We start from the raw sequence: 21,237 nt of genomic DNA, 5'->3' as shown, positions 1-21,237 counted from the left end.
GATGACGCCTTTGCTCATTCGGGCTTGAAGCCGGGTTTACCGTTTTGTTTTCGCCATCTCTTAACTTCACTTAAGATTCCTTCCGGGCTATCTTCCCTACCTTGTTGAGGATAGAAAATAAGTGCCGATTTTTCTGGGTGCTCAGTAATTTGCTCAAAATGCTTTGAAAGTCTGCTGATATATTCACCCAGCTGGTCGCCGGTAAGCTCGCTGTTGTCGTCAAAAAATTCGTGAAGGAATGATAGAAACTCTGCTTCTGTATAATCCTCGATTCTTTCTTTGAGTATCATAGGTTGGTTCCTTTTTTGTGGATCTCAATGTGCTCTTTGGGTGTCGTGATGCTTAGATTGTCAAGGTCGTATACTGCGCCACCCTGGGAAATTGATTGTATGTGATGAATTTCGAATTTGTTCCGTTCTCCTACGTGGTCGTCAGGGCGAGTAAAAGGTGCAGCGCCGTTACGCATTAATCTTAAATTAGATCGACTGAACTGCACTGCCAATTTTTCATCATTTGCTACTGACCTCCAAAATTCTTCTCGAAAGCTGCCAAAGTCTCTGAAGTCCTGGCCCCGAAGGAGACTAGCTATCTCACCAGGTATGGGAGCACCAAGGCCTTGCTCAGTACTCCCTAGCCAGTTCCTTCCTACCTCCTGACCTGATCCAGTCACCGTACCCGGTTCATATCGCGGCCCGGTCCGACTCGCCATGACGTAGACTGGCTTGATCCCCGATTCCATCGGGAAAACCAGCACATAATCATCAATGTCGGCGTCATCACAAGCTGGGTGATCGTCTGCTCTCCCTTCTATCTGAGTAATCCTGGCCCCGGGAAGAATCCTGATCTCCGGCTGCGTTGCAGGCGATTCGGTTGAGCCCAGATGATTGTTTCCTGGCGGGACATTCGGCGTCCAGGTCAGCGTTCGGGGAAGAGCTCCTTCTGTTATGAATGTGTAGAGATTTGTTTGCGGATCAAGTGATACGTTTCTAATCCTGATTTTATCGGATAGGTTTTTGTCGGTGGGTGAAAGGTAAAATTGGCTGTGTTCTCCTCTAATCGATGACACGACCCGAAACGGTAGATGCGCCACGCTAGCACCTGAAATTAATTGGAGTTCCTCCGCCACTTGAGATAAAGGAATGCTGATCACCACCGGATTGCGCTGCAGTTCACCGTTGGCAATTGGCGTGGAGCAGGACACTGCTACTCCGAGTGCCGCCAGAGGTCCTCCCGATACGGCGACTCTCGCTTTTTGAAGTAGATCAATCGCGCCTTGTAAGGAGAAAGGGGAGCCTTCATATCCGGCAATCAGACCGTCAGGAGCAGTGATCAGCGGTCGCGCCGAAGTCATCGCACCGTTGAAGGTGGGTAGCGAAATATTTTCGATACGGTATTTCGACCGAAAGACTGCATCGATATCTGCTTGTGCCTTACGCAGCGAGGCCTCGCGAGAGCTACTCCTTGATGAATCGGAAAGGTCCCCCGCCGAAAGCGCAGCCTTGGTTGCGTCTTGATGCGCGGCGGCCAGTTCCCGGTGTTTTTGTCGCATCCAAGTCAATTGTTGGTCGACGTCTTGGGGCTGGGCGTGGTTGAACTGACGGAGCAATTCGTTGAAATGCCCCGCCAATGCGGACGCAATTTTCTGTTTCCGTTCCTGTTCAGCTTGTTGCGCCATCGCTCGGGCTTGCGCTTGCTTTTGTGCCTGTTCTTTCTGCGCGGCTGCAACACGAAGCTGTTCTTTCACGCGTTCGGCCGATTGAGCGCGGTCTATCAGGCTGGCAAATGTGTTTACTGTTCTTGTTAGATGTCGAACAGATTCTGAATGCAGAAGGGATGCATGGTAGTCCTGCCATCGTTTTCCCAGCTTTGTCTTTTCTTGTAGAACAACCAAGTTATTAAGTGCTTCGAGTTCGGGCTTGCTGAGTGGCGGCTTGATGTTCGGATTGGCTTTTGCATAGGCAGCGATAGCTGCCCGCTCGGTTGTGATGATTTGGGTTACGATTGTCTTGTGATTTCTTAACAGTTGAGAAAGGGGCAAGCCGGTTGTTACCCCCAGCAGCGATGAAACTTTCTTCAGCAGAAATTCAGGCAGAAGTTGGAGATGGATGTTTTTTTCTTGGTTGATAAACCTGAGCTTGGCATCAAGGGTGGTTGTTGAGTTGTTTTTTTCAGCTTGGGTGCCAGTGAGGAACTGCTCGGCTGTCTGGGATGACTGCTCCAATTGTCCAGCGAGAATGTCTTTTTGCAGGGAAAGTCGCTTTAACTCTAACGCCGATCGGTACGCATCATCTATGGCGGCGTAAGCGACTGCAATATTCGGTGGGGAGGTCTGTAGGCTGTCCATTATTTTCTTGAAGGACAATTCCTTCATTAGAAAAAATGGATTCTGGCCGTAGAGCGAGTAGGCGCTTGTGGTGCGTGCTTGATAGTCCGACTCTTTGGCTTGAAGGGCTCTTGCCGTCGCCTGCTGTTCTGTAATTACTTTTTCAAACGGCGAAAGCTGGCGATCACCTAATGCGGATCTTTTTATCTGATCGAGTTCTTGTGTGGTGGTTTCGGTCAGTTTTATAAAAGTGTTGCTATATTCTGCATCGATGGATTCACTATTGGCTATCCGTTCTCTCAACATGTCATCCCATGCGTAGGGAATAGACGCGTTGTGTCTTTTTGAGCTTCTACCGGTCCCTCTATGAGGCCCATCGTTCAGCCCCCACGCTATAAAACCTCCAGTATTGAAGTCCGGTAACCTTCGCCCTGTTATCGGGATGGGCGGTATTTCGTATGAGCCTGGGCCTAGCTGTATATGCGGTCCCAAATATGTATCCGCGTTATCCATATGACTTATCCATGTCCGATTGGTGTCGCTAGTAAAAAGCACTCGCTGCTGCGCGTGCTGTGCAGGCGAAACAGGTTCCCCTAATTTTTCGACGGGAGTGCGGTAACTATCTACTACCCGGCCGGCTTGTATTTATGGCTGATGGGCATTGCAGAACGGAGCAGAGCAGTCACAAAGAAAAAAGGGCCAGAGCCACCTCATCGGTGGCTCTGGCCCTTTTTACCCGGTAGGGGTTTCAGCGAACCTGCACAACCACCTTGCCCACCGCCTTGCGCTGCCCCAGGTCATTGATCGCCTGGGCGGCGTTGCTCAACGGATAGACCTGCGACACCAACGGTTTCAACTTGCCTTCGGCGAACCAGCCAAACAGTTGTTGGAAGTTGGCGGCGTTGTCCTGCGGCTGGCGTTGGGCGAACGAGCCCCAGAAGACGCCTACCACGGCAGCGCCCTTGAGCAAGGCCAGGTTCACCGGCAGCTCGGGAATGCGCCCGCTGGCGAAGCCGACCACCAGCAGCCGGCCGTTCCAGGCGATGGCGCGGACCGCCTGGTCGAACAGGTCGCCGCCCACCGGGTCGTAGATCACGTCGGCGCCCTGGCCGTCGGTGAGGCGCTTGATTTCATCCTTGAGGCTGGTTTCGGTGTAGTTGATCAGTTCGTCGGCGCCGGCGGCCTTGGCTACCGCGAGTTTTTCCGGGCTGCTGGCGGCGGCGATCACCCGGGCGCCCATGGCCTTGCCGATTTCCACCGCCGCCAGGCCGACGCCGCCGGAGGCACCGAGCACCAGCAGGGTTTCACCCGGTTGCAGGTTGGCACGTTGCTTGAGGGCATGCATCGAGGTGCCGTAGGTCATGCTGAAAGCGGCGGCGGTGTTGAATTCCATGGCGGCGGGAATGGGCAGCACGTTGTAGCCCGGGACTGCCACCTGTTCGGCGAAACTGCCCCAGCCGGTCAGCGCCATGACCCGGTCACCGACTTTCAGGTGACTGATCTTTTCTCCCACCTCGCGGACGACGCCCGCTGCTTCGCCGCCGGGGGAAAACGGGAAGGGCGGCTTGAATTGATATTTGCCTTCGATGATCAACGTATCAGGAAAATTCACCCCGGCGGCGTGCACGTCCAGCAGCACTTCGTTCTTCTTCACGACGGGGCTGGCGACGTCTTCCAGCACCAGCGATTCGGCGGGGCCGAATTCTTTGCACAGCACGGCTTTCATCAGGGCTATTCCTTTGGGAGTGATGGCCGATAAGTGTAGGTGTGAGAGTGAAGGGGTCAACGAGCATGCCCCGCCCTGATAGCCGGCCATAAGCTTGTGCTGGGACGAGGGGGCGGTATGCTGGGCCGCAAATCGGATGAGGAGTCGAATGTGAAAGCGTGGATCATGTTGATGCTGGCCCTGTCGTTGCCTGTGGCGGCGATGGCCGAAGAAGCCAAGGAAGCCAAAGAAGGCGAGGCGCCGAAGGTCAGTTACATCACGCTCAGCCCGCCATTCGTGGGCAACTATGGCCTGGACGGAACGACCAAGCTGAAGGTCTACAAGGCCGACGTTGCCCTGCGCGTGACCGGTGACGCCGCCGCTGCGGCGGTGAAGGCTAACGAGCCGTTGATTCGCAATCAGTTGGTGGCGCTGTTCGCCCAGCAGACGACCGAAACCATGAACAACCTTGAAGCCAAGGAAAAGCTGCGGCAGGAAGCGTTGAAGCAGACCCAGCAGGTGATGAACGACGAGACGGGCAAGCCGATGGTGGATGATCTGTTGTTCAACAACCTGATCATTCAGTAGGTTTGTCCGGGCGGGCCCCTTCGCGAGCAGGCTCGCTCCCACAGGAATTTTGTGGGTAACACCAGTCCCCTGTGGGAGCGAGCCTGCTCGCGAAAGCGGCCGACAGGGCACTGCATTGGTCAGGATTTCAAGGCAATGACCGCCGCCCACTGCTCAGCTGTCACCGGCATCACCGACAGTCGCGAGCCTTTTTGCACCAGCGGCATTTCGGCCAGGGCGGCCTGCTGCTTGAGGTAGTCGAGCTTCAGCACCCGTGGGAATGTCTCGACATGGGCGACGTCGAGGGCGGTCCAGGGGTTTTTCTCCGGGCTGGCCTTGGCGTCGAAGTAATGACTGTCAGGTTCCAGGGCCGTTGGGTCGGGATAGGCGGCCTTGATGATTTTGCCAATTCCGGCAATGCCTGGCTCCGGGCAGCTGGAGTGATAGAAGAAAAATGAGTCGCCTACCGCCATGGCTCGCAGGAAATTGCGCGCCTGGTAGTTGCGAACCCCATCCCAGCGCGCTTGGCCGAGCTTTTCCAGGCCCTGGATGGACAATTCGTCGGGCTCGGATTTCATCAGCCAGTAGGCCATGATTTCTACTCCTGGGTGGTGGCGATAAAAAGGTTCAGCGATTTTATGACAAACCGACAGTCGGTTGACGCCAGCATTTGCGTGTCGGTTCACGTTGCCGCAAAATGCCGGCCTTCCAAGCTTGACGCTGCTGCACGGCCAGATAAGAAAACCGCTGCTGTCATCGTGTGTGATATGCCTTGAGGGGGGCAATCGATGAAACGCAAACCGGATTTGTTGTGGGTCCTGGTCATTCTGTTCGGCCTGGGTGTCGTCACCACGGGTTATGCCCAGAGCTTATGGGCCAACAAAAATGATGCACCGATGGAAATCACCCAGCCCGCGCCCGCACTCAAGCGCTGAGCCGTCTTCTGGACGCCGCTGTTTCGCGGCGTCTAGCTCGCCAGATACCATCGCCTGTCACTGACCGTTCCCTGTAACGGTACATCCCAGCTTGCCTGCGCCAATCGTTCGACCTTCTGACACTCATGGGCCAGGCCCAGCAACGTCGGCTTGCGCCATTGTTTGCGTCGCGACAGATACGCCAGGCTGCGGTCATAGAAGCCGCCGCCCATGCCCAGGCGTCCGCCGGCATCGTCAAACCCCACCAACGGCAGCAATACCAGGTCCAATGTCCAGACTTTGCGCTGCCGGGCGATATTCTTGCCTGGTTCCGGGATGCGGAAACGATTGGGGCGCATTTTTTCGCCGGGATGGATCCGCTGGAACACCATCCTGGTCTGCGGCCAGGGACTGAGTACTGGCAGATAAGTCGCCTTGCCCCGACGTTGGGCGGCGCGCAGCAGCAGGCGTGGGTCGATTTCACCGTCGTTGGGCAGGTAGAGGGCGATGTGTCTTGCGCGGCGAAACAGCGGATGCTGTGCCAGTTGCCGATATAGCCCGTGGGCGGCTTGCCGTTGCTGGGCCGGGGTCAGGGCACGACGGGCCTGGCGTAGCAGGCGGCGAAGTTGTGGGCGGGTCGGCAACGCAGGTTCGGTCATATCGATGCTTCGCGAGACGGTGACATCAGCACAGCGTAACCGCAAACGGCGGGACCGGAAAACGCCAAACGCCAGAAACGACAATGCCAGTCATGATGACTGGCATTGTTTCAAGAATCAGGCTCCCCGGATGAACCGCTGTCGGCTTAGCCCTTGAACCCGAAAGTTCAAGGTGGAAGTTGCAGGAGGCGTTAAGGCTTTCCGTCAAGCGGACATGCACACCGGCCCCAACGTGCAACCCCCGTGGTTGTGCGTATCGGCTCAGGGACATCACCAACTGGCAAGCACCCCAGGGAGTGACGCAAGTATACCCCAGGCTGCCTCGCGAATCAGCCCTTGCTGACGTCCGGATCAGTAGCCAGTACCAGATCCACCCGATCGAGCAGGTCGCGGACCTGTTCGCGGGTCGAGCCGCTGACCTGTACGTCCGGCGTATCCTGGCGGTGGAGCAGGTCGTGGGTAATGTTCAAGGCGGCCATCACGGCGATGCGATCGGCGCCGATGACTTTGCCGCTGCTGCGGATCTCGCGCATCTTGCCATCCAGGTAACGGGCGGCGCTCACCAGGTTGCTGCGCTCTTCCTGGGGGCAGATGATCGAATACTCTTTATCGAGGATCTGCACGGTAACGCTATTGCTTGAACTCATGAGTCTTGCTCCAGGGCCTTGAGGCGCGAAATCATCGATTCGACCTTACGCCGGGCGATTTCGTTTTTTTCAATGAGGTGCGCGCGTTCCTCGCGCCAGGTTTTTTCCTGAGCTAATAGGAGTCCGTTTTGGCTCTTAAGTTGCTCGACCCGGTCAATTAGCAGCTCGAGTCTGGCCATCAGCGCTTGCAGGTCGGTGTCTTCCATTGTGTCCACTGAAGAATGTGTCTGATGGAGGGATTTGGGTCGCACAGCCTTTAATGGTCTTGGCGAGTCTGTCGATGTAGGATACAAGGCCTCCATTCTAGACATAGCGCCGTCTGGCGCCTAGCTGCCCATGCCCATTCAGAATTCTCCGTACCAAGCCTTTGCCACCCTGCTGAGCACCAGCGGCCACCCTGTCTCGCCCGCCGAACTGCATGGCCTGCTGCTCGGCCGCAGCTGTGCCGGCGCCGGTTTTGATGCTGACGGCTGGTTGGCCGACGCCGCCGAACTGCTTGAAGGCGAGCCGGCGGACAACGTGCGCAACGCGCTCATCGGCCTGCAGGAAATGGTCAAGGGTGAATTGACCAGTGACGACATGACCGTCGTCCTGCTGTTGCCCACCGATGACGCGCCGCTGGCTGAACGCGCCGCTGCGCTGGGTCAGTGGTGCCAGGGTTTCCTGGCAGGCTTCGGCCTGACCCGCCGCGAATATGCCTTGAGCGATGAAGCCAAGGAAGTGTTGCAAGACCTGGCGGCCATCTCCCAGGTGCAGGACGCCCTGGAAGAATCCGACGACGGCGAGAGCGACTACATGGAAGTGATGGAGTACCTGCGGGTCGCGCCGTTGCTGCTGTTTACCGAGACCAAAAAAACCGCTGAACCGGCTGCCAAGCCGTCCCTGCACTGATCGCTTGAAAGGGAACGCCGTCTGCCCATGATTCATATCCCGAAGTCGGAATACAGTCGTCGCCGCAAGGCCTTGATGGCGCAGATGGAACCCAACAGCATCGCAATCCTGCCCGCCGCCGCCGTTGCGATCCGCAACCGCGACGTCGAGCACGTCTATCGCCAGGACAGCGACTTCCAGTACCTCAGCGGCTTCCCCGAGCCGCAAGCGGTGCTGGTGCTGGTGCCCGGTCGCGCTCACGGCGAGTACATCCTGTTTTGCCGCGAGCGCAACGCCGAGCGTGAACTGTGGGATGGCTTGCGTGCTGGCCAGGAAGGGGCGATCCGGGACTACGGCGCCGACGACGCGTTTCCCATCACCGACATCGACGACATCCTGCCGGGCCTGATCGAAGGTCGCGATCGGGTCTATTCGGCCATGGGCAGCAACCCCGAATTCGACCGGCACCTGATGGAGTGGATCAACGTGATTCGCTCCAAGGCCCACCTTGGTGCCCAGCCGCCGAACGAATTTGTTGCCCTGGATCATCTGCTGCACGATATGCGCCTGTATAAATCGGCGGCGGAAGTGAAAGTGATGCGCGAAGCGGCGCGGATTTCCGCCCAGGCGCACATCCGCGCCATGCAAGCGGCACGCCCCGGGCTGTACGAATACAGCCTGGAGGCCGAGCTCGACTACGAATTTCGCAAGGGCGGCGCAAAGATGCCGGCCTACGGCTCCATCGTCGCGGCGGGGCGTAACAGTTGCATCCTGCATTACCAGCAGAACGACGCGCCGCTCAAGGATGGCGACCTGGTGCTGATCGACGCCGGTTGCGAAATCGACTGCTATGCCAGCGATATCACCCGTACCTGGCCGGTCAGCGGCAAGTTTTCGCCCGAGCAGAAGGCGATCTATGAGGTCGTGCTGGCGGCCCAGGAAGCGGCGTTCGCTGAGATTGGCCCGAACAAGCATTGGAACCAGGCCCATGAAGCTACGGTCCGGGTCATTACTGAGGGGCTGGTGCGTCTCGGGCTGCTGGACGGCGAGGTGGACCAGTTGATCGCCAGCGAAGCCTACCGGGCGTTCTACATGCACCGTGCCGGTCACTGGCTGGGCATGGACGTGCACGACGTCGGTGAATACCGGGTCGGTGGCGAATGGCGCGTGCTGGAGGTTGGCATGGCCTTGACCGTGGAGCCGGGCATCTATATTGCTCCGGACAATCGCAGCGTAGCGAAGAGATGGCGCGGCATTGGCGTGCGCATCGAGGATGACGTGGTAGTGACCAAGACCGGTTGTGAAATCCTGACCCGCGGCGTGCCGAAAACGGTCGCCGAGATCGAGGCCCTCATGGCCGCCGCACGGACTCAAGCGGCATGAGCCGGGTCAACGTGGCGATCATAGGTGGCGGCCTGGTCGGCGCGAGCCTGGCGCTCGCCTTGCAGGCAGGCGCCAAGGCCAGGGGGTGGAAGATCATGCTGATCGAGCCGTTCGCCCCCGGCGACACTTGGCAGCCGAGCTATGACGCGCGCTCATCGGCGCTCTCCTTCGGTGCTCGACAAATTTATCAGCGCCTGGGCCTCTGGCAGGAAATTTCCCGCCGCGCAGAACCGATCAAACAGATTCATGTTTCCGACCGCGGACGGTTTTCCACCGCACGGTTGTCCGCCATGGAGGAGGGCGTGCCGGCCCTCGGCTACGTGGTGGAAAATGCCTGGCTCGGCCAATGCCTGTGGCAAGGGCTGGACAAGGACGTGGTCAGCTGGCGCTGCCCGGCGCAAGTCACCCGGATGGAGCCGCTAGTTGGTGGTTATCGTTTGACGCTGGATGACGAAACCACGCTGGAATGCGACCTCGCCGTACTGGCCGACGGTGGACGCTCCGGATTGCGTGAGCAGTTGGGCGTCGGTGTGCGCAATCGCCCTTACGACCAGAGCGCGTTGATTGCCAACCTCACCCCCAGCGAAGCCCACAACGGCGTGGCTTTCGAACGCTTTACCGATGACGGCCCGATGGCCTTGTTGCCGCTGCCGGAAAATCGTTGTGCGTTGGTCTGGACTCGCCAGGGCATGGATGCGCAACGGCTGGCAGCCCTCGACGAGCGTAGTTTTCTCAGTGAGCTGCAGAGTGTGTTCGGCTATCGCCTGGGCACGTTGAAACAGGTGGGTGCGCGACACCTTTATCCGCTGGCGCTGGTGGAAGCCGAAGAGCAGGTACGTCCGCACCTGGCGATCCTCGGCAATGCTGCCCATAGCCTGCATCCGATAGCGGGCCAGGGCTTCAACCTGTCCTTGCGTGATGCGCAGGCACTGGCCGATGCATTGCTCGGGAGCGACGGCACGCCCGGCGACTTCTCTGTATTGCAAGCCTATCGCGAGCGCCAGCGGATGGACCAGGCCCTGACCGTCGGCTTCTCCGACCAGGTCACGCGGCTGTTCAGCAGCGATCTGCCGCTGGTATCCGTGGGCCGCAATCTCGGCCTGCTGGGCCTTGACCTGCTGCCCCCGGCCAAGCGCTGGTTCGCTCGCCAGGCCATGGGATTGGGGACTCGCCCCGATGCTTGATACGGCTCATTCCTTTCACGGGCGGCTCATGTCGCCAGCAGCACAGGCTTAAAGCATGGAATTGCGCGCAGATCTGTTGATTGTCGGTGCCGGCATGGTCGGCAGCGCCCTGGCGCTTGCGTTGCAGGGCAGCGGCTTGCAGGTATTGTTGCTCGACGGCAGCCCGCTGAGCGTCAAGCCCTTTGATTCCCTGGCAGCGTTCGAACCCCGGGTCAGCGCCCTGTCGGCGGCCAGCCAGCGGATTCTCGATCGTCTGGGCGTCTGGGACGGTATCGTCGCCCGACGCACCAGTCCCTACACCGACATGCACGTCTGGGACGGTAGCGGCACGGGGCAGATTCATTTTTCCGCCGCCAGCCTGCATGCCGAAGTGCTTGGCCACATCGTCGAGAACCGCGTCGTTCAGGATGCCCTGCTGGACCGGTTGCATGACTGCGACCTGGGCCTGCTGGCCAATGCACGCCTGGAGCAGATGCGCCGCTCCGGCGACGACTGGCTGTTGACCCTGGCTGACGGGCGCACCTTGCGCGCGCCACTGGTGATTGCCGCCGACGGGGCGAACTCCGCCGTGCGCCGCCTGACGGGGGTCGCCACTCGCGAGTGGGACTACCTGCATCACGCGATCGTCACCAGCGTGCGCTGCGCCGGACCTCATCGCCAGACCGCATGGCAACGCTTCACCGACAATGGTCCGCTGGCCTTCCTGCCTCTGGCGCGCGACGGCCGGCAGGACTGGTGCTCGATCGTCTGGTCGACCACGCCTGGCGAAGCGCAGCGCTTGATGACACTGGATGACGGCGCTTTCTGCGCCGAACTGGAGCGGGCTTTCGAGGGCCGGCTAGGCGCGGTGCTCGGCGCCGATCCTCGCGTCTGCGTACCGCTGCGCCAACGCCACGCCAAGCGTTACGTGGCCGAAGGGCTGGCGCTGATCGGCGATGCGGCGCACACCATCCATCCCCTGGCCGGGCAGGGCGTCAACCTGGGTTTCCTGGATGCCGCGGTGTTGGCCGAGGTGCTGTTGCAGTCCTCAGGGCGTGGCGAGCGGTTGGCCGATCTCAAGGTGTTGAGCCGCTATGAGCGGCGGCGCATGCCCCATAACCTGGCGCTGATGGCGGCGATGGAAGGCTTCGAGCGGCTGTTCCAGGCCGATCCATTGCCGGTGCGCTGGTTGCGTAATACCGGTCTGAAGCTGGTAGACCGCATGCCGGAAGCCAAGGCGCTGTTCGTACGCGAGGCGTTGGGGCTGACCGGGGACTTGCCGGATCTGGCCAAGGTCTGAGAGTTGTTTTGGGGCTCATGGCCTCATCGCGAGCAGGCTCGCTCCCACAGGTTTCACCGGATCAAATGTGGGAGCGAGCCTGCTCGCGATGAGGCCGGAACATCCCCCCATCCTATCTGTGCAACATTTGGAAACGTGTCTACCCACTGTTCGATTGTGGTGCTAAATGTGAGTCCTTATCATTTGCGCTCTGTTCACAATCGAGAGACCGCTACCATGTCGGCCACCAAACGCCTGCTGTCCGCCCTCGCACTGACCCTGATCGGCACTTCCGTCGCCCAGGCTGCCGATGAGGTGGTGGTCTATTCGTCGCGCATCGATGAGCTGATCAAACCGGTTTTCGATGCCTACACCAAGAAGACCGGCGTCGCGGTGAAGTTCATCACCGACAAGGAAGCGCCCCTGATGCAGCGGATCAAGGCCGAAGACAAAAATGCTACCGCCGACCTGCTGCTGACCGTCGACGCCGGCAACCTCTGGCAAGCCGAGCAGATGGGCATTCTGCAGCCGTTCACCTCGCCGGTAATCGATGCCAACATTCCCCCTCAATATCGTGCGTCGTCCCACGCCTGGACCGGCCTGAGCCTGCGTGCGCGGACCATTGCCTACTCGACTGACCGGGTCAAACCGGGTGAGCTGACTACTTACGAAGCGCTGGCCGGCAAGGAATGGGAAGGCCGCTTGTGCCTGCGGACCTCGAAAAAGGTCTACAACCAGTCGCTGACCGCGACCCTGATCGAAACCCATGGTGCTGAAAAAACCGAGGAGATCCTCAAAGGCTGGGTCAGGAACCTGTCCACCGACGTATTCTCCGACGACACCGCGCTGCTTGAGGCGATCAATGCCGGCCAGTGCGACGTCGGCATCGTCAACACCTATTACTACGGCCGCCTGCACCAGCAGAAGCCAGACTTGAAGGTCAAGCTGTTCTGGCCAAACAAGGCGGACCGTGGCGTGCACATCAACCTCTCGGGTATCGGCCTGACCAAGCACGCGCCGCACCCGGACGCCGCGAAAAAACTGGTGGAATGGATGACCACGCCTGAAGCGCAAAGCATCTTCGCCGACGTGAACCAGGAATTCCCGGCCAACCCGAAAGTCCAGCCGTCCAAGGAAGTCGCCGCCTGGGGCCAGTTCAAGGCCGATACGCTGCCGGTGGAAGTCGCGGGTAAACGCCAGGCCGAAGCCATTCGCCTGATGGATCGTGCCGGCTGGAACTGAGACGATCCCTTTCAGCTCATTGACGACCCGTGGCGAGGGAGCTTGCTCCCGCTGGGCTACGCAGTAGCCCCAAAATCCTGGATCATGCCCCGGCATATAGGTCCTGGCAGATATCCCGGGAGGGCTTCGCCTTCCAGCGGGAGCAAGCTCCTCGCCACATGACCGTTTGTCTTACGAGAGTTTTCCTTGACCCACCCCGCCCAACGCCGCTGGTATCCCCTGGTCTTCGCCGTCGCTGCGCTGGTCCTGTTGCCGTTGAGCGTGCTGTTGCTGTCCTGGCAGAGCATCGACGCGCAGATCTGGTCCCACTTGTGGGAGACCCAGATGCCGCGCCTGCTGGGTAATACCCTGACGCTGATCCTGGGTGTGGGCGTCGGCGTGACGTTGTTCGGGGTCAGTCTGGCGTGGCTTACCAGCCTTTGCGAATTCCCCGGTCGGCGCTGGCTCGATTGGGCGTTGATGTTGCCGTTCGCGATTCCCGCCTATGTGCTGGCGTTTGTTTTCGTCGGCCTGCTGGATTTTGCCGGCCCGGTGCAGACCCTGATGCGCGAATGGCTCGGCAGCGGCTTGCGCCTGCCCCGGGTGCGGTCGACCGGTGGGGTTATCCTGGTGTTGGTGCTGGTGTTCTATCCGTATGTCTATCTGCTCGCGCGTAGCGCCTTCCTGGCCCAAGGCAAGGGATTGATGGAAGCGGCCCGGGTACTCGGCCATTCGCCCTGGCAGGCGTTCTGGCGGGTGGCACTGCCGATGGCCCGACCGGCCATTGGCGCGGGCGTGGCGCTGGCGCTGATGGAAACCCTGGCGGATTTCGGCGCGGTGTCGGTGTTCAACTTCGACACCTTTACCACCGCCATCTATAAAACCTGGTACGGCTTCTTCAGTCTTTCCAGCGCCGCCCAACTGGCCAGTCTCTTGCTGCTGGCGGTGATGGTGGTGCTCTACGGTGAACGCCGTGCCCGAGGAGCACAGCGGGCCAGCAACGAACGGCCCCGGGTCAAGGCGCTTTACCATTTGCGCGGTTTCAAGGCGGCGGCGGCCAGCAGCTGGTGCCTGTTGGTTTTCGCGTGCGCGTTCGTCATTCCGGTGCTGCAACTGGTGGTGTGGTTCTGGCAGCGCGGTCGGTTCGACCTGGACGAGCGTTATGCCGGGTTGATCATCCATACCCTCTATCTGGGCGGCCTGGCGGCCCTGGTCACCGTCTGCGTGGCTTTGCTGCTGGCGTTCGCCCGTCGCTTGGCGCCGACCCGCCCGATCCGCGCCGGTGTCGGCCTGGCGAACCTGGGTTATGCCTTGCCGGGTTCAGTGCTGGCGGTGTCGATCATGCTTGCGTTCAGCTATCTGGACCGTGAGTTGGTCATTCCGCTATCGACCCTGCTCGGCGGGGCGGGCAAACCGTTACTGTTGGGCAGTTTGTCGGCGTTGCTGCTGGCCTACCTGATACGTTTCCTGGCCGTGGCCTACGGTCCGCTGGAAAACAGCCTGGCGCGGATTCGTCCGTCATTGCCCGAGGCCGCACGAAGCCTTGGCGTCAGTGGGCCACGACTGTTTTTCAAAGTGTATCTGCCGTTGCTACTCCCTGGCACGTTGAGCGCGGCGTTGCTGGTGTTTGTCGATGTGCTCAAGGAAATGCCCGCCACCCTGCTGATGCGCCCGTTCGGCTGGGACACGCTGGCAGTGCGGGTCTTTGAGATGACCAGCGAGGGGGAGTGGGCACGGGCTGCATTGCCGGCGCTGACCCTGGTGCTGGTCGGGCTGTTGCCGGTCATCGGATTGATACGGCGCTCGGCTCATCGACGCGTTCTGAATTAATTGAGAGCGGCTCCAGGTGCCAGTGCCATGGCATGCGGATACAATGCGCGGCATTCGGTGCGGTCCGTCCGTCGGACCGGGTAGCTGAGGGCGCTTTTTTTCAGGCGTTCGTGCTGTGCAGTACCCGTCCGCACCTTCGCCACGCCCGGAAGGAGAAACCCATGGGACAGCGTACGCCTCTGTATGACCTGCATCTCGCCCTTGGCGCGAAGATGGTCGATTTTGGCGGTTGGGATATGCCTTTGCACTACGGCTCGCAGGTCGAGGAACACCACCAGGTGCGCCGCGATTGCGGTGTGTTCGATGTGTCCCACATGACCGTGATCGACGTTGCCGGCCCCCAGGCCAAGGCCTGGCTGCAGCGCTTGCTGGCCAATGACGTCGATCGCCTCCAGGACACCGGCCGTGCGCTGTACAGCACGATGCTCAATGAGCGCGGTGGCATCGTCGATGACATGATCATCTACCGGGTCGAGTACGGTTACCGGCTGGTGTTCAATGCCTCGACCCGCGACCAGGACCTGGCCTGGATGCAGGCACAGCTCGGTGAATATGATGTGCAACTGCACGAGCGTCCCGAACTGGCGATGCTGGCCATCCAGGGGCCGCAGGCCCGGCACAAGATTGCCGAACTGGTCACGCAATCACGCGGCCAATTGATCCAGCAACTCAAGCCCTTCGAAGGTCGTGCCGACGGTGACTGGTTCATTGCCCGTACCGGCTACACCGGTGAAGATGGATTGGAAATCGTCCTGCCGGCCCATGAAGCCCCGAGCTTTTTCAACGATCTGGTGGGCGCTGGCATTCCTCCCATCGGCCTTGGAGCTCGCGATACCTTGCGCCTGGAGGCGGGCATGAATCTCTATGGCCAGGATATCCACCAGGATGTTTCGCCGCTGGCCTCCAACATGGCCTGGAGCATCGCCTGGGAACCTGCGAGTCGCCAGTTCATCGGCCGCTCGGCGCTGGAAGCCGAACTGGCGGCTGGCGTGCAGCACAAACTGGTCGGGCTGGTACTTGAGGAGCGCGGTGTTCTACGCGCTCATCAGGTGGTCCGCATCGCCAATGTTGGCGAAGGAGAGATCACCAGTGGTAGTTTTTCTCCTACGCTTAGCAAGTCGATCGCCCTGGCGCGTGTTCCGATGGCTACCGCCGACCGTGCCGAGGTGGAAATTCGTGGCAAGTGGTACCCGGTACGGGTGGTCAAGCCGACCTTCGTCCGCCATGGCAAAACCCTGATCTAACCTTTTGCGGCGGGCCGCCGGCCGCTGACACTTTCTCTTGAGGACACAGAATATGAGTGATATCCCCGCCGAACTGCGTTTTGCCGAAAGCCACGAGTGGGCGCGCCTGGAAGCCGACGGTACCGTCACCGTGGGCATCAGCGACCATGCGCAGGAAGCTTTGGGCGATGTGGTGTTTGTCGAGCTGACCGAGGTCGGTAAGGTTTTTGCTGCTGGTGATCAGGCTGGCGTGGTGGAGTCGGTCAAGGCCGCTTCCGACATCTACGCCCCCATTGCCGGCGAAGTGATTGCGATCAATGAAGAGTTGGGCGGCTCGCCGGAGTTGCTGAACTCCGATCCGTACGGCGCCTGGATCTTCAAGCTCAAGCCAAGCGACAAGGCCGAGTTGGACAAGTTGCTCGATGCTGCCGGCTATAAGGCTGCTATCGGCGAGTAACACTTGATACCTGTGGGAGCGAGCCTGCTCGCGAAGGCGATAAATCAGCAACATCGAGGTTGGCTGACACACCGCTTTCGCGAGCAGGCTCGCTCTTACGTTGGTTTGTGAGATGTCCGTCGGGCAAAAAAATGCCGCTCAATCGAGCGGCATTTTTTATCGGCCGGAAATCACTCCTGGGCGACGGCGTTTTTCGCCAGGATCGCGTTGGCCAGTTCCATGTCGGTGGCTTGCAGGCCTGGGTTGTCGGCACGGACTTTCTGCATCGCGGCTTCCAGGTAGGGGCCACGGATGCCGCCGTCACTGGCGACGAAGCTGCCGGCGTCGTCCTGGGCGGCGACGATCAGCTTGTTGTCCTTGAAGGTCAGGTAGGTAGAACCGGTGGTCGCACCGGATGAGATGACGTTACGCCAAAACGTGTCGGCCATTGCCGAGCCAACAGGAAGAGAAAGCAAGGCCAGGGTCGCGACAGCAAGTTTGAGACGCATGATAGGTGACTCCACAGGGTTAACTATGACTTTGGATTGCCGCAGCCTCGATTCAGTTCCATGACCCGTCAGTCAGCCCTCGCCACACGCTACTTCTGTTCACTCTGTGGCGTCACCCGCAGCACTTCTTCGACCGTGGTCAGGCCCGCCGCTACCTTTTGCGCGCCCGAGAGCCGCAGGCTGCGCATGCCTTCCTTGAAGGCCTGGCGGCGCACGGCGAGCAGGTCCGTGTCTGGGTGGATCAGGCCTTTGACGCTGTCGCTTAACTGCATGATCTCGTACACCCCGGCCCGCCCCCGATAGCCGGTATCGCGGCATTCCGAGCAGCCGACAGCCTGCTGGGCGTTGGTCGGCAGCGGGGCCTGCCAGGGCCTCGTCAGGGTTTGCCAGTCGTCTTCATCCAGGGTGATGGGCGCCTTGCAATGTGGACACAACGTACGCACCAGGCGCTGGGCCATGACTCCGAGCACTGTGGCCTTGATCAGGTAATGCGGCACGCCGAGCTCCAGCAGGCGGCTGATGGCGCTCGGCGCGTCGTTGGTGTGCAGGGTCGAGAGGACGAGGTGTCCGGTGAGTGCTGCCTGGATTGCCATTTCGGCGGTTTCCAGGTCACGGATCTCGCCGATCATGATGATGTCCGGGTCCTGCCGCATCAACGCACGTACGCCCGCCGCGAAAGACAGCTCGATGTTGTGCTGGACCTGCATCTGGTTGAACGAGGCCTCGACCATCTCGATCGGATCCTCGATGGTGCAGAGGTTCACTTCCGGCGTCGCCAGTTTTTTCAACGTCGTGTAGAGCGTCGTGGTCTTGCCGGACCCGGTGGGGCCCGTGACCAGAATGATGCCGTTGGGCTGGCGGGTCATGTCCTGCCAGCGACGCAGGTCGTCGGCGGAGAAGCCCAGCTGGTCGAAATCCTTGAGCAATACTTCCGGATCGAAGATCCGCATCACCATTTTTTCGCCGAACGCGGTCGGCAAGGTCGACAAGCGCAACTCCACTTCGTTGCCGTCGGGAGTCTTGGTCTTGACGCGACCATCCTGGGGCTTGCGCTTTTCCGCGACGTTCATGCGCCCCAGGCTTTTCAGGCGACTGATGATCGCCATCGTCACCTGCGGCGGGAACTGATAGACGGTGTGCAGCACCCCGTCGATGCGAAAGCGTACGGTGCCCTGCTCCCGGCGCGGTTCGATGTGGATATCGCTGGCCCGCTGCTGGAAGGCGTACTGGAACAGCCAATCGACGATGTTGACGATATGGGCGTCGTTGGCGTCCGGCTCCTGGTCGCTGGCGCCGAGGTTGAGCAGTTGTTCGAAGTTGGTCAGGTTGCTCGGTTGCTGATCGACGGTGGTAGCGCCGCTGACGGATTTGGCCAGGCGATAGAATTCCACGCTCAGGCGCTGGATATCCACCGGGTTGGCAACCACCCGCCTGACCGGCAGCTTGAGCACGTGGGTCAGGTCGGCTTCCCAACTGCTGACGTAAGGCTGGGCACTGGCGACGGTGACGGCGTCACGGTCAACCGCCACTGCGAGAATCTTGTGACGTTGCGCAAAGGCATAGGACATCAGCGGCGTAACGGCCGCCACGTTGATCTTCAACGGGTCGATGCGCATGTAGGGCTGGTCGGCCTGCTGGGCCAGCCACAGCGTCAGGTTCTCAAGGTCCAGGCGCTTGCCGGGTCGGCTGAGGTCGTCCAGGTGTTGGTTGGCGATGAACTCCAGCGGGTGCAACTGGCTGTTGGCGTTATGCCGGCGCCGGGCGTTGAGCGCGGTTTCGGCTGAATCCTGGCTGATGAGGCCCTGGGCGACCAGTTGGCGGAGCAGATCGTTAAGGTCCAGCCAGCGGTCCTGAGTGGCGTGTTTGGTGGACATGGGCGTTCGGGTTCCTATTGGACAGTTGCAGCAAAGCCGCGATGCAGACGCTTCGGCGTCCCGGCTTGTTGTGCAAAAGAATAGTCCCGACCTTATGGACCGTTGGGCCACTACCCGACCAATGCGTTTCCAATTCTTGCCTGCGCACCCCTCAACCGGCCGCCAGGACCCGTCCGGCCCGCGTGATATCGGCGTCCTGCAGGTCCACCGAGCACATGCTGATCAGGTTACGTAATTTTTCAGCAATGACCTGGGCACGGTGCCAGCTCAGCCCATCCAGGACAATGTCCAGCATCAGCAGATCGTCTTGACGCTCGACGTGGACCTGCTGTGGCGTCAGGCCCTGCAAGGCGAACAGATTCAACGCTCGACACAGCACGTCCGGTTCGGCTTCGGCCTGCATCTGATAATGCACGCGGCAATGGGCGTTGGCGGCGTGCCAGGCGTCGGCGCGGGTCGGGGCGGTGGATACGGTTGCGAGTGAATGCATGTTCGGTCTCCTGGAGGTCGGGAGAAATATTTACATGCATAGAAGGGTATTTCTTACCTAAGATGAGCTATTTAGGGCCTATGGTGAATAAACTGATTCGCTTATCGGAAAACTACGGGTTTATTTATGCAAAGTGAGCTGGATAGCTACGACCGCAGAATACTGGCGTTGCTGCAAGAGGATGCTTCGCTGTCCAGCGCGCAGATCGCCGAGCAGGTTGGCTTGTCCCAGTCGCCCTGTTGGCGTCGGATTCAGCGGATGAAGGAAGAGGGAATCATTCGGGGACAGGTGACGCTGCTGGACCGCAAGAAAATCGGCCTGAACACGCAGATCTTCGCCGAAATCAAGCTAAACGCCCACGGTCGCTCGAATTTCACCGAGTTCACCGAGGCGATCCGCGGATTTCCCGAAGTGCTGGAATGTTACGTGCTGATGGGGTCGGTGGATTTTCTGCTGCGCATCGTCACGGCGGACATCGAGGCGTATGAGCGATTCTTTTTCGAAAAGCTGTCGATGGTGCCGGGGATTCAGGAGGTGAACTCGATCGTGGCGTTGTCGGAGATCAAGTCGACGACGAGTTTGCCGGTGGTGCGCTAGTTGGATCCGAGGTGTATGTGCCGACCCCTTCGCGAGCAGGCTCGCTCCCACATTGGGATCTCGACATGATCCAGTGTGGGAGCGAGCCTGCTCGCGAAGGTGGTATCACAGGCGCAGCAAAGTCTTCCAGGCCCGATTCTGGTAAACCGCAATCGCCTGCTGCTTGCGCGCATCCAAGAGCTCGTCGGTGATCGGTTCGTTGGCCAATTGCGCCAGCTTGTTCAATTCGCCGTAGAGCCGGTCCATCTCAGGAATTTCCAGCACCTGGCGGGCATGATGCAGCCAGGCCTGGATACGTTCGATGCGCGGCAGTTGCTCGGCCAGGTCTTCCGGTTGTTGCTGGTAGCGTTGCAGTTGCAGCGACGAAGCTTCTTCGCTGAGCAGGCGCGGCAGCCAGCTGCCCAGTTGCGCCGCGCCTTGGCGATTGCCGCGGGTGTTGCGGTCGGCGGTCCAGCTGCGGGCGAGCAACCAACGCGAAGCTTCAAGAGAGAAGAGGCCCCAGCGCGGGTCCTGCAGCTCTTCGAGGAATTGCTCCGGCGCCGCCTTGCGCACGTCTTCGTCGTCGAGGCCGGCCTGGACCAGCGGACGCCAGTCCTCCAGCAGCGCATCCAGGGCGACGCGCAGATCATGGGTCGATTGGCGCGGCGCTGCCTGGCCGAGGCTGCTGAGCAACGCGCGCAGTTCGGCGAGGTTTTCCACCCAATCCTGCAACAGGCGCCAGTGGCCGTTGAAACGATATTGTTCAGCCAGGCGTTGGCTGCTGCCCAGCAAATGCCAGCTCAATGCGCCAAAAGCATCGTCCAGCGGCGTTTCGGCCGTCAGTTGCGGAGCCGGCAGGCTCAGGGCGTAACTGCTCGCATCATGCAGGCGATAGCCACGTTCAGCCTTGCTGATGTCGCAAGGCATCAAGGGCAGGGTCGCGGCCAGTTCGGCGGCCAGTTCCAGAAGGGCGGCGGGTTCGCCTTCGCGCAGTTCCAGTTCCAGCTCGCAGATTTCTTCCTTCTGCTTGCCGACCACCACGTGGCCCAGGTCCAGGGCGGCCTCGATGACCACCTTGGCTTTGCCGCGGCCCCAGGCAATTTCGGCGCGCTCGCGAACGAAATCGGTGGAGAAAATCGCCTTGAGGGTTTTTTTGTCCAGGTCCGCCAGTGCCTCGGGCCAGCATTCGCCGTCGAGCTTCTTCAGGTCGAGCTTGGCTTTGGGCAGGTGCCAGTCGTATTCGTTGCGCTCGGACAGGCCGGCAACGCTCTGGCCACGGGTCTTGAGGGTCTGGATGACTTCTTCGCCGTCGCGGCGCAGGCGCAGGGCAACCTTGGCCCGGGCGAGGTCACGTTCCGGCGTGTCGAAGTACTGGTTCATCAATTCGTGGCGTTCCCAGCCACTCTTGTTGCGTTTTTTCAACAGCGGATGCTCGCGCAAGGCTGCCAGGGTCTCGCGGCTGACGCGGAGTTTGATTTCGGTTTCTTTCTGCATGGCCGGAAAATCCAGGAATCGGGTGCGCAGCCGGGGGAAGATGTGGCTGCCAGGGTCGTGCAGTGTACAGGACT

22 protein-coding genes and 1 other RNA gene are annotated in these 21,237 nt (G+C 60.2%); 11 read left to right on the top strand and 12 right to left on the bottom strand.

Features of this window, described 5'->3' with window-relative positions:
• Positions 1-14: 14 nt before the first annotated feature.
• The 3 genes from J3P86_RS25530 to J3P86_RS25520 form a co-directional block, all read right to left on the bottom strand.
• A complete protein-coding gene (locus J3P86_RS25530; RefSeq protein WP_434696468.1) occupies positions 15-290 on the bottom strand; it encodes a bacteriocin immunity protein in 276 nt (91 codons plus the stop codon).
• On the bottom strand, positions 287-2,629 hold the full coding sequence (locus J3P86_RS25525) for an S-type pyocin domain-containing protein (RefSeq protein ID WP_434699102.1): 2,343 nt from the start codon (positions 2,627-2,629) through the stop codon (positions 287-289). Before J3P86_RS25525 ends, J3P86_RS25530 begins: the two co-directional genes overlap by 4 nt.
• A 442-nt stretch (positions 2,630-3,071) precedes the next feature.
• Entirely contained in the window at positions 3,072-4,049 is a 978-nt protein-coding gene (locus tag J3P86_RS25520) for an NADPH:quinone oxidoreductase family protein (protein WP_434699101.1), read from the bottom strand.
• 150 nt (positions 4,050-4,199) lie between these two features.
• On the opposite strand from J3P86_RS25520, the gene J3P86_RS25515 reads away from it, so the two are divergent.
• Positions 4,200-4,616 (top strand): flagellar basal body-associated protein FliL, encoded by a 417-nt coding sequence (locus J3P86_RS25515; RefSeq protein ID WP_434571024.1) that lies wholly within the window; start codon positions 4,200-4,202, stop codon positions 4,614-4,616.
• A 119-nt stretch (positions 4,617-4,735) separates the two neighbouring features.
• Here J3P86_RS25515 and J3P86_RS25510 read toward each other — a convergent pair whose 3' ends face one another.
• On the bottom strand, positions 4,736-5,188 hold the full coding sequence (locus J3P86_RS25510; RefSeq protein ID WP_434699100.1) for an EVE domain-containing protein: 453 nt from the start codon (positions 5,186-5,188) through the stop codon (positions 4,736-4,738).
• 195 nt (positions 5,189-5,383) lie between these two features.
• Between J3P86_RS25510 and J3P86_RS25505 the strand changes: the two genes are divergently transcribed.
• Positions 5,384-5,530, top strand: a complete 147-nt coding sequence (locus J3P86_RS25505) for a hypothetical protein (RefSeq protein ID WP_305498028.1) — start codon at positions 5,384-5,386, stop codon at positions 5,528-5,530.
• A gap of 32 nt (positions 5,531-5,562) precedes the next feature.
• Here the strand turns inward: J3P86_RS25505 and J3P86_RS25500 are convergent, their stop codons facing one another.
• The 4 genes from J3P86_RS25500 to J3P86_RS25485 all read right to left on the bottom strand — a co-directional run bounded on the left by J3P86_RS25500 (position 5,563) and on the right by J3P86_RS25485 (position 7,021).
• Complete coding sequence (locus J3P86_RS25500) at positions 5,563-6,168, bottom strand: 5-formyltetrahydrofolate cyclo-ligase (RefSeq protein WP_434699099.1); 606 nt, start codon at positions 6,166-6,168, stop codon at positions 5,563-5,565.
• 119 nt (positions 6,169-6,287) lie between these two features.
• Positions 6,288-6,467: non-coding RNA, 6S RNA (gene ssrS, locus J3P86_RS25495), on the bottom strand.
• A gap of 30 nt (positions 6,468-6,497) precedes the next feature.
• Positions 6,498-6,815 (bottom strand): cell division protein ZapA, encoded by a 318-nt coding sequence (locus tag J3P86_RS25490; protein ID WP_039590276.1) that lies wholly within the window; start codon positions 6,813-6,815, stop codon positions 6,498-6,500.
• Positions 6,812-7,021 carry a TIGR02449 family protein gene (locus tag J3P86_RS25485; RefSeq protein WP_003177365.1) on the bottom strand — a complete coding sequence of 70 codons (210 nt, stop codon included), beginning with the start codon at positions 7,019-7,021 and terminating at the stop codon, positions 6,812-6,814. The genes J3P86_RS25490 and J3P86_RS25485 overlap by 4 nt, the downstream gene beginning before the upstream one ends.
• Positions 7,022-7,151: 130 nt before the next feature.
• Between J3P86_RS25485 and J3P86_RS25480 the strand changes: the two genes are divergently transcribed.
• The 8 genes from J3P86_RS25480 to gcvH all read left to right on the top strand — a co-directional run bounded on the left by J3P86_RS25480 (position 7,152) and on the right by gcvH (position 16,241).
• Positions 7,152-7,706, top strand: a complete 555-nt coding sequence (locus J3P86_RS25480; protein WP_047226083.1) for a YecA family protein — start codon at positions 7,152-7,154, stop codon at positions 7,704-7,706.
• Between the two features lie 27 nt (positions 7,707-7,733).
• Positions 7,734-9,068, top strand: a complete 1,335-nt coding sequence (gene pepP / locus J3P86_RS25475; protein ID WP_434627216.1) for a Xaa-Pro aminopeptidase — start codon at positions 7,734-7,736, stop codon at positions 9,066-9,068.
• On the top strand, positions 9,065-10,252 hold the full coding sequence (ubiH, locus tag J3P86_RS25470) for a 2-octaprenyl-6-methoxyphenyl hydroxylase (protein ID WP_434627218.1): 1,188 nt from the start codon (positions 9,065-9,067) through the stop codon (positions 10,250-10,252). The genes pepP and ubiH overlap by 4 nt, the downstream gene beginning before the upstream one ends.
• A gap of 61 nt (positions 10,253-10,313) precedes the next feature.
• Complete coding sequence (locus J3P86_RS25465) at positions 10,314-11,531, top strand: 2-octaprenyl-3-methyl-6-methoxy-1,4-benzoquinol hydroxylase (RefSeq protein ID WP_434700684.1); 1,218 nt, start codon at positions 10,314-10,316, stop codon at positions 11,529-11,531.
• 216 nt (positions 11,532-11,747) lie between these two features.
• Positions 11,748-12,752 carry an extracellular solute-binding protein gene (locus J3P86_RS25460; protein ID WP_434627220.1) on the top strand — a complete coding sequence of 335 codons (1,005 nt, stop codon included), beginning with the start codon at positions 11,748-11,750 and terminating at the stop codon, positions 12,750-12,752.
• A gap of 186 nt (positions 12,753-12,938) precedes the next feature.
• Positions 12,939-14,561: an ABC transporter permease gene (locus J3P86_RS25455; RefSeq protein WP_434699098.1), complete on the top strand. Its 1,623-nt coding sequence runs from the start codon at positions 12,939-12,941 to the stop codon at positions 14,559-14,561.
• Between the two features lie 161 nt (positions 14,562-14,722).
• On the top strand, positions 14,723-15,805 hold the full coding sequence (gcvT, locus tag J3P86_RS25450; RefSeq protein WP_305498035.1) for a glycine cleavage system aminomethyltransferase GcvT: 1,083 nt from the start codon (positions 14,723-14,725) through the stop codon (positions 15,803-15,805).
• A 52-nt stretch (positions 15,806-15,857) separates the two neighbouring features.
• The gene (gene gcvH, locus J3P86_RS25445) at positions 15,858-16,241 is read left to right on the top strand and encodes a glycine cleavage system protein GcvH (RefSeq protein ID WP_434602192.1); all 384 of its coding nucleotides are present in this window, start codon (positions 15,858-15,860) and stop codon (positions 16,239-16,241) included.
• Between the two features lie 170 nt (positions 16,242-16,411).
• On the opposite strand, the gene J3P86_RS25440 is transcribed toward gcvH, so the two are convergent.
• The 3 genes from J3P86_RS25440 to J3P86_RS25430 form a co-directional block, all read right to left on the bottom strand.
• Positions 16,412-16,732, bottom strand: a complete 321-nt coding sequence (locus J3P86_RS25440) for a DUF2388 domain-containing protein (protein ID WP_186707601.1) — start codon at positions 16,730-16,732, stop codon at positions 16,412-16,414.
• A gap of 86 nt (positions 16,733-16,818) precedes the next feature.
• Positions 16,819-18,603, bottom strand: coding sequence for a GspE/PulE family protein (locus J3P86_RS25435; RefSeq protein WP_305498037.1), 1,785 nt, complete (start codon positions 18,601-18,603; stop codon positions 16,819-16,821).
• Between the two features lie 151 nt (positions 18,604-18,754).
• Positions 18,755-19,093 (bottom strand): hypothetical protein, encoded by a 339-nt coding sequence (locus J3P86_RS25430; RefSeq protein ID WP_434699097.1) that lies wholly within the window; start codon positions 19,091-19,093, stop codon positions 18,755-18,757.
• A gap of 126 nt (positions 19,094-19,219) precedes the next feature.
• Between J3P86_RS25430 and J3P86_RS25425 the strand changes: the two genes are divergently transcribed.
• Positions 19,220-19,690 carry an Lrp/AsnC family transcriptional regulator gene (locus tag J3P86_RS25425; protein ID WP_434627227.1) on the top strand — a complete coding sequence of 157 codons (471 nt, stop codon included), beginning with the start codon at positions 19,220-19,222 and terminating at the stop codon, positions 19,688-19,690.
• Between the two features lie 105 nt (positions 19,691-19,795).
• Here the strand turns inward: J3P86_RS25425 and J3P86_RS25420 are convergent, their stop codons facing one another.
• A complete protein-coding gene (locus J3P86_RS25420; protein ID WP_434699096.1) occupies positions 19,796-21,163 on the bottom strand; it encodes an inorganic triphosphatase in 1,368 nt (455 codons plus the stop codon).
• Between the last annotated feature and the right edge of the window lie 74 nt (positions 21,164-21,237).

This window comes from Pseudomonas sp. D1-1 (assembly GCF_051132225.1).
Taxonomy (GTDB): domain Bacteria; phylum Pseudomonadota; class Gammaproteobacteria; order Pseudomonadales; family Pseudomonadaceae; genus Aquipseudomonas.
Note: the sequence above shows the minus strand (reverse complement) of the source record. Positions and strands in the feature narration are given on the sequence as shown.

Bases quoted from the DNA above. Each gene is read 5' to 3' on its own strand.
- J3P86_RS25530 (WP_434696468.1), bottom strand. From the start codon at position 290: ATGATACTCAAAGAAAGAATCGAGGATTATACAGAAGCAGAGTTTCTA.
- J3P86_RS25485 (WP_003177365.1), bottom strand. From the start codon at position 7,021: ATGGAAGACACCGACCTGCAAGCGCTGATGGCCAGACTCGAGCTGCTA.
- gcvH (WP_434602192.1), top strand. From the start codon at position 15,858: ATGAGTGATATCCCCGCCGAACTGCGTTTTGCCGAAAGCCACGAGTGG.
- J3P86_RS25435 (WP_305498037.1), bottom strand. From the start codon at position 18,603: ATGTCCACCAAACACGCCACTCAGGACCGCTGGCTGGACCTTAACGAT.
- J3P86_RS25505 (WP_305498028.1), top strand. From the start codon at position 5,384: ATGAAACGCAAACCGGATTTGTTGTGGGTCCTGGTCATTCTGTTCGGC.
- J3P86_RS25460 (WP_434627220.1), top strand. From the start codon at position 11,748: ATGTCGGCCACCAAACGCCTGCTGTCCGCCCTCGCACTGACCCTGATC.
- pepP (WP_434627216.1), top strand. From the start codon at position 7,734: ATGATTCATATCCCGAAGTCGGAATACAGTCGTCGCCGCAAGGCCTTG.
- ubiH (WP_434627218.1), top strand. From the start codon at position 9,065: ATGAGCCGGGTCAACGTGGCGATCATAGGTGGCGGCCTGGTCGGCGCG.
- J3P86_RS25510 (WP_434699100.1), bottom strand. From the start codon at position 5,188: ATGGCCTACTGGCTGATGAAATCCGAGCCCGACGAATTGTCCATCCAG.
- J3P86_RS25525 (WP_434699102.1), bottom strand. From the start codon at position 2,629: ATGTTGAGAGAACGGATAGCCAATAGTGAATCCATCGATGCAGAATAT.
- gcvT (WP_305498035.1), top strand. From the start codon at position 14,723: ATGGGACAGCGTACGCCTCTGTATGACCTGCATCTCGCCCTTGGCGCG.
- J3P86_RS25425 (WP_434627227.1), top strand. From the start codon at position 19,220: ATGCAAAGTGAGCTGGATAGCTACGACCGCAGAATACTGGCGTTGCTG.
- J3P86_RS25480 (WP_047226083.1), top strand. From the start codon at position 7,152: ATGCCCATTCAGAATTCTCCGTACCAAGCCTTTGCCACCCTGCTGAGC.
- J3P86_RS25420 (WP_434699096.1), bottom strand. From the start codon at position 21,163: ATGCAGAAAGAAACCGAAATCAAACTCCGCGTCAGCCGCGAGACCCTG.
- J3P86_RS25490 (WP_039590276.1), bottom strand. From the start codon at position 6,815: ATGAGTTCAAGCAATAGCGTTACCGTGCAGATCCTCGATAAAGAGTAT.
- J3P86_RS25500 (WP_434699099.1), bottom strand. From the start codon at position 6,168: ATGACCGAACCTGCGTTGCCGACCCGCCCACAACTTCGCCGCCTGCTA.
- J3P86_RS25520 (WP_434699101.1), bottom strand. From the start codon at position 4,049: ATGAAAGCCGTGCTGTGCAAAGAATTCGGCCCCGCCGAATCGCTGGTG.
- J3P86_RS25430 (WP_434699097.1), bottom strand. From the start codon at position 19,093: ATGCATTCACTCGCAACCGTATCCACCGCCCCGACCCGCGCCGACGCC.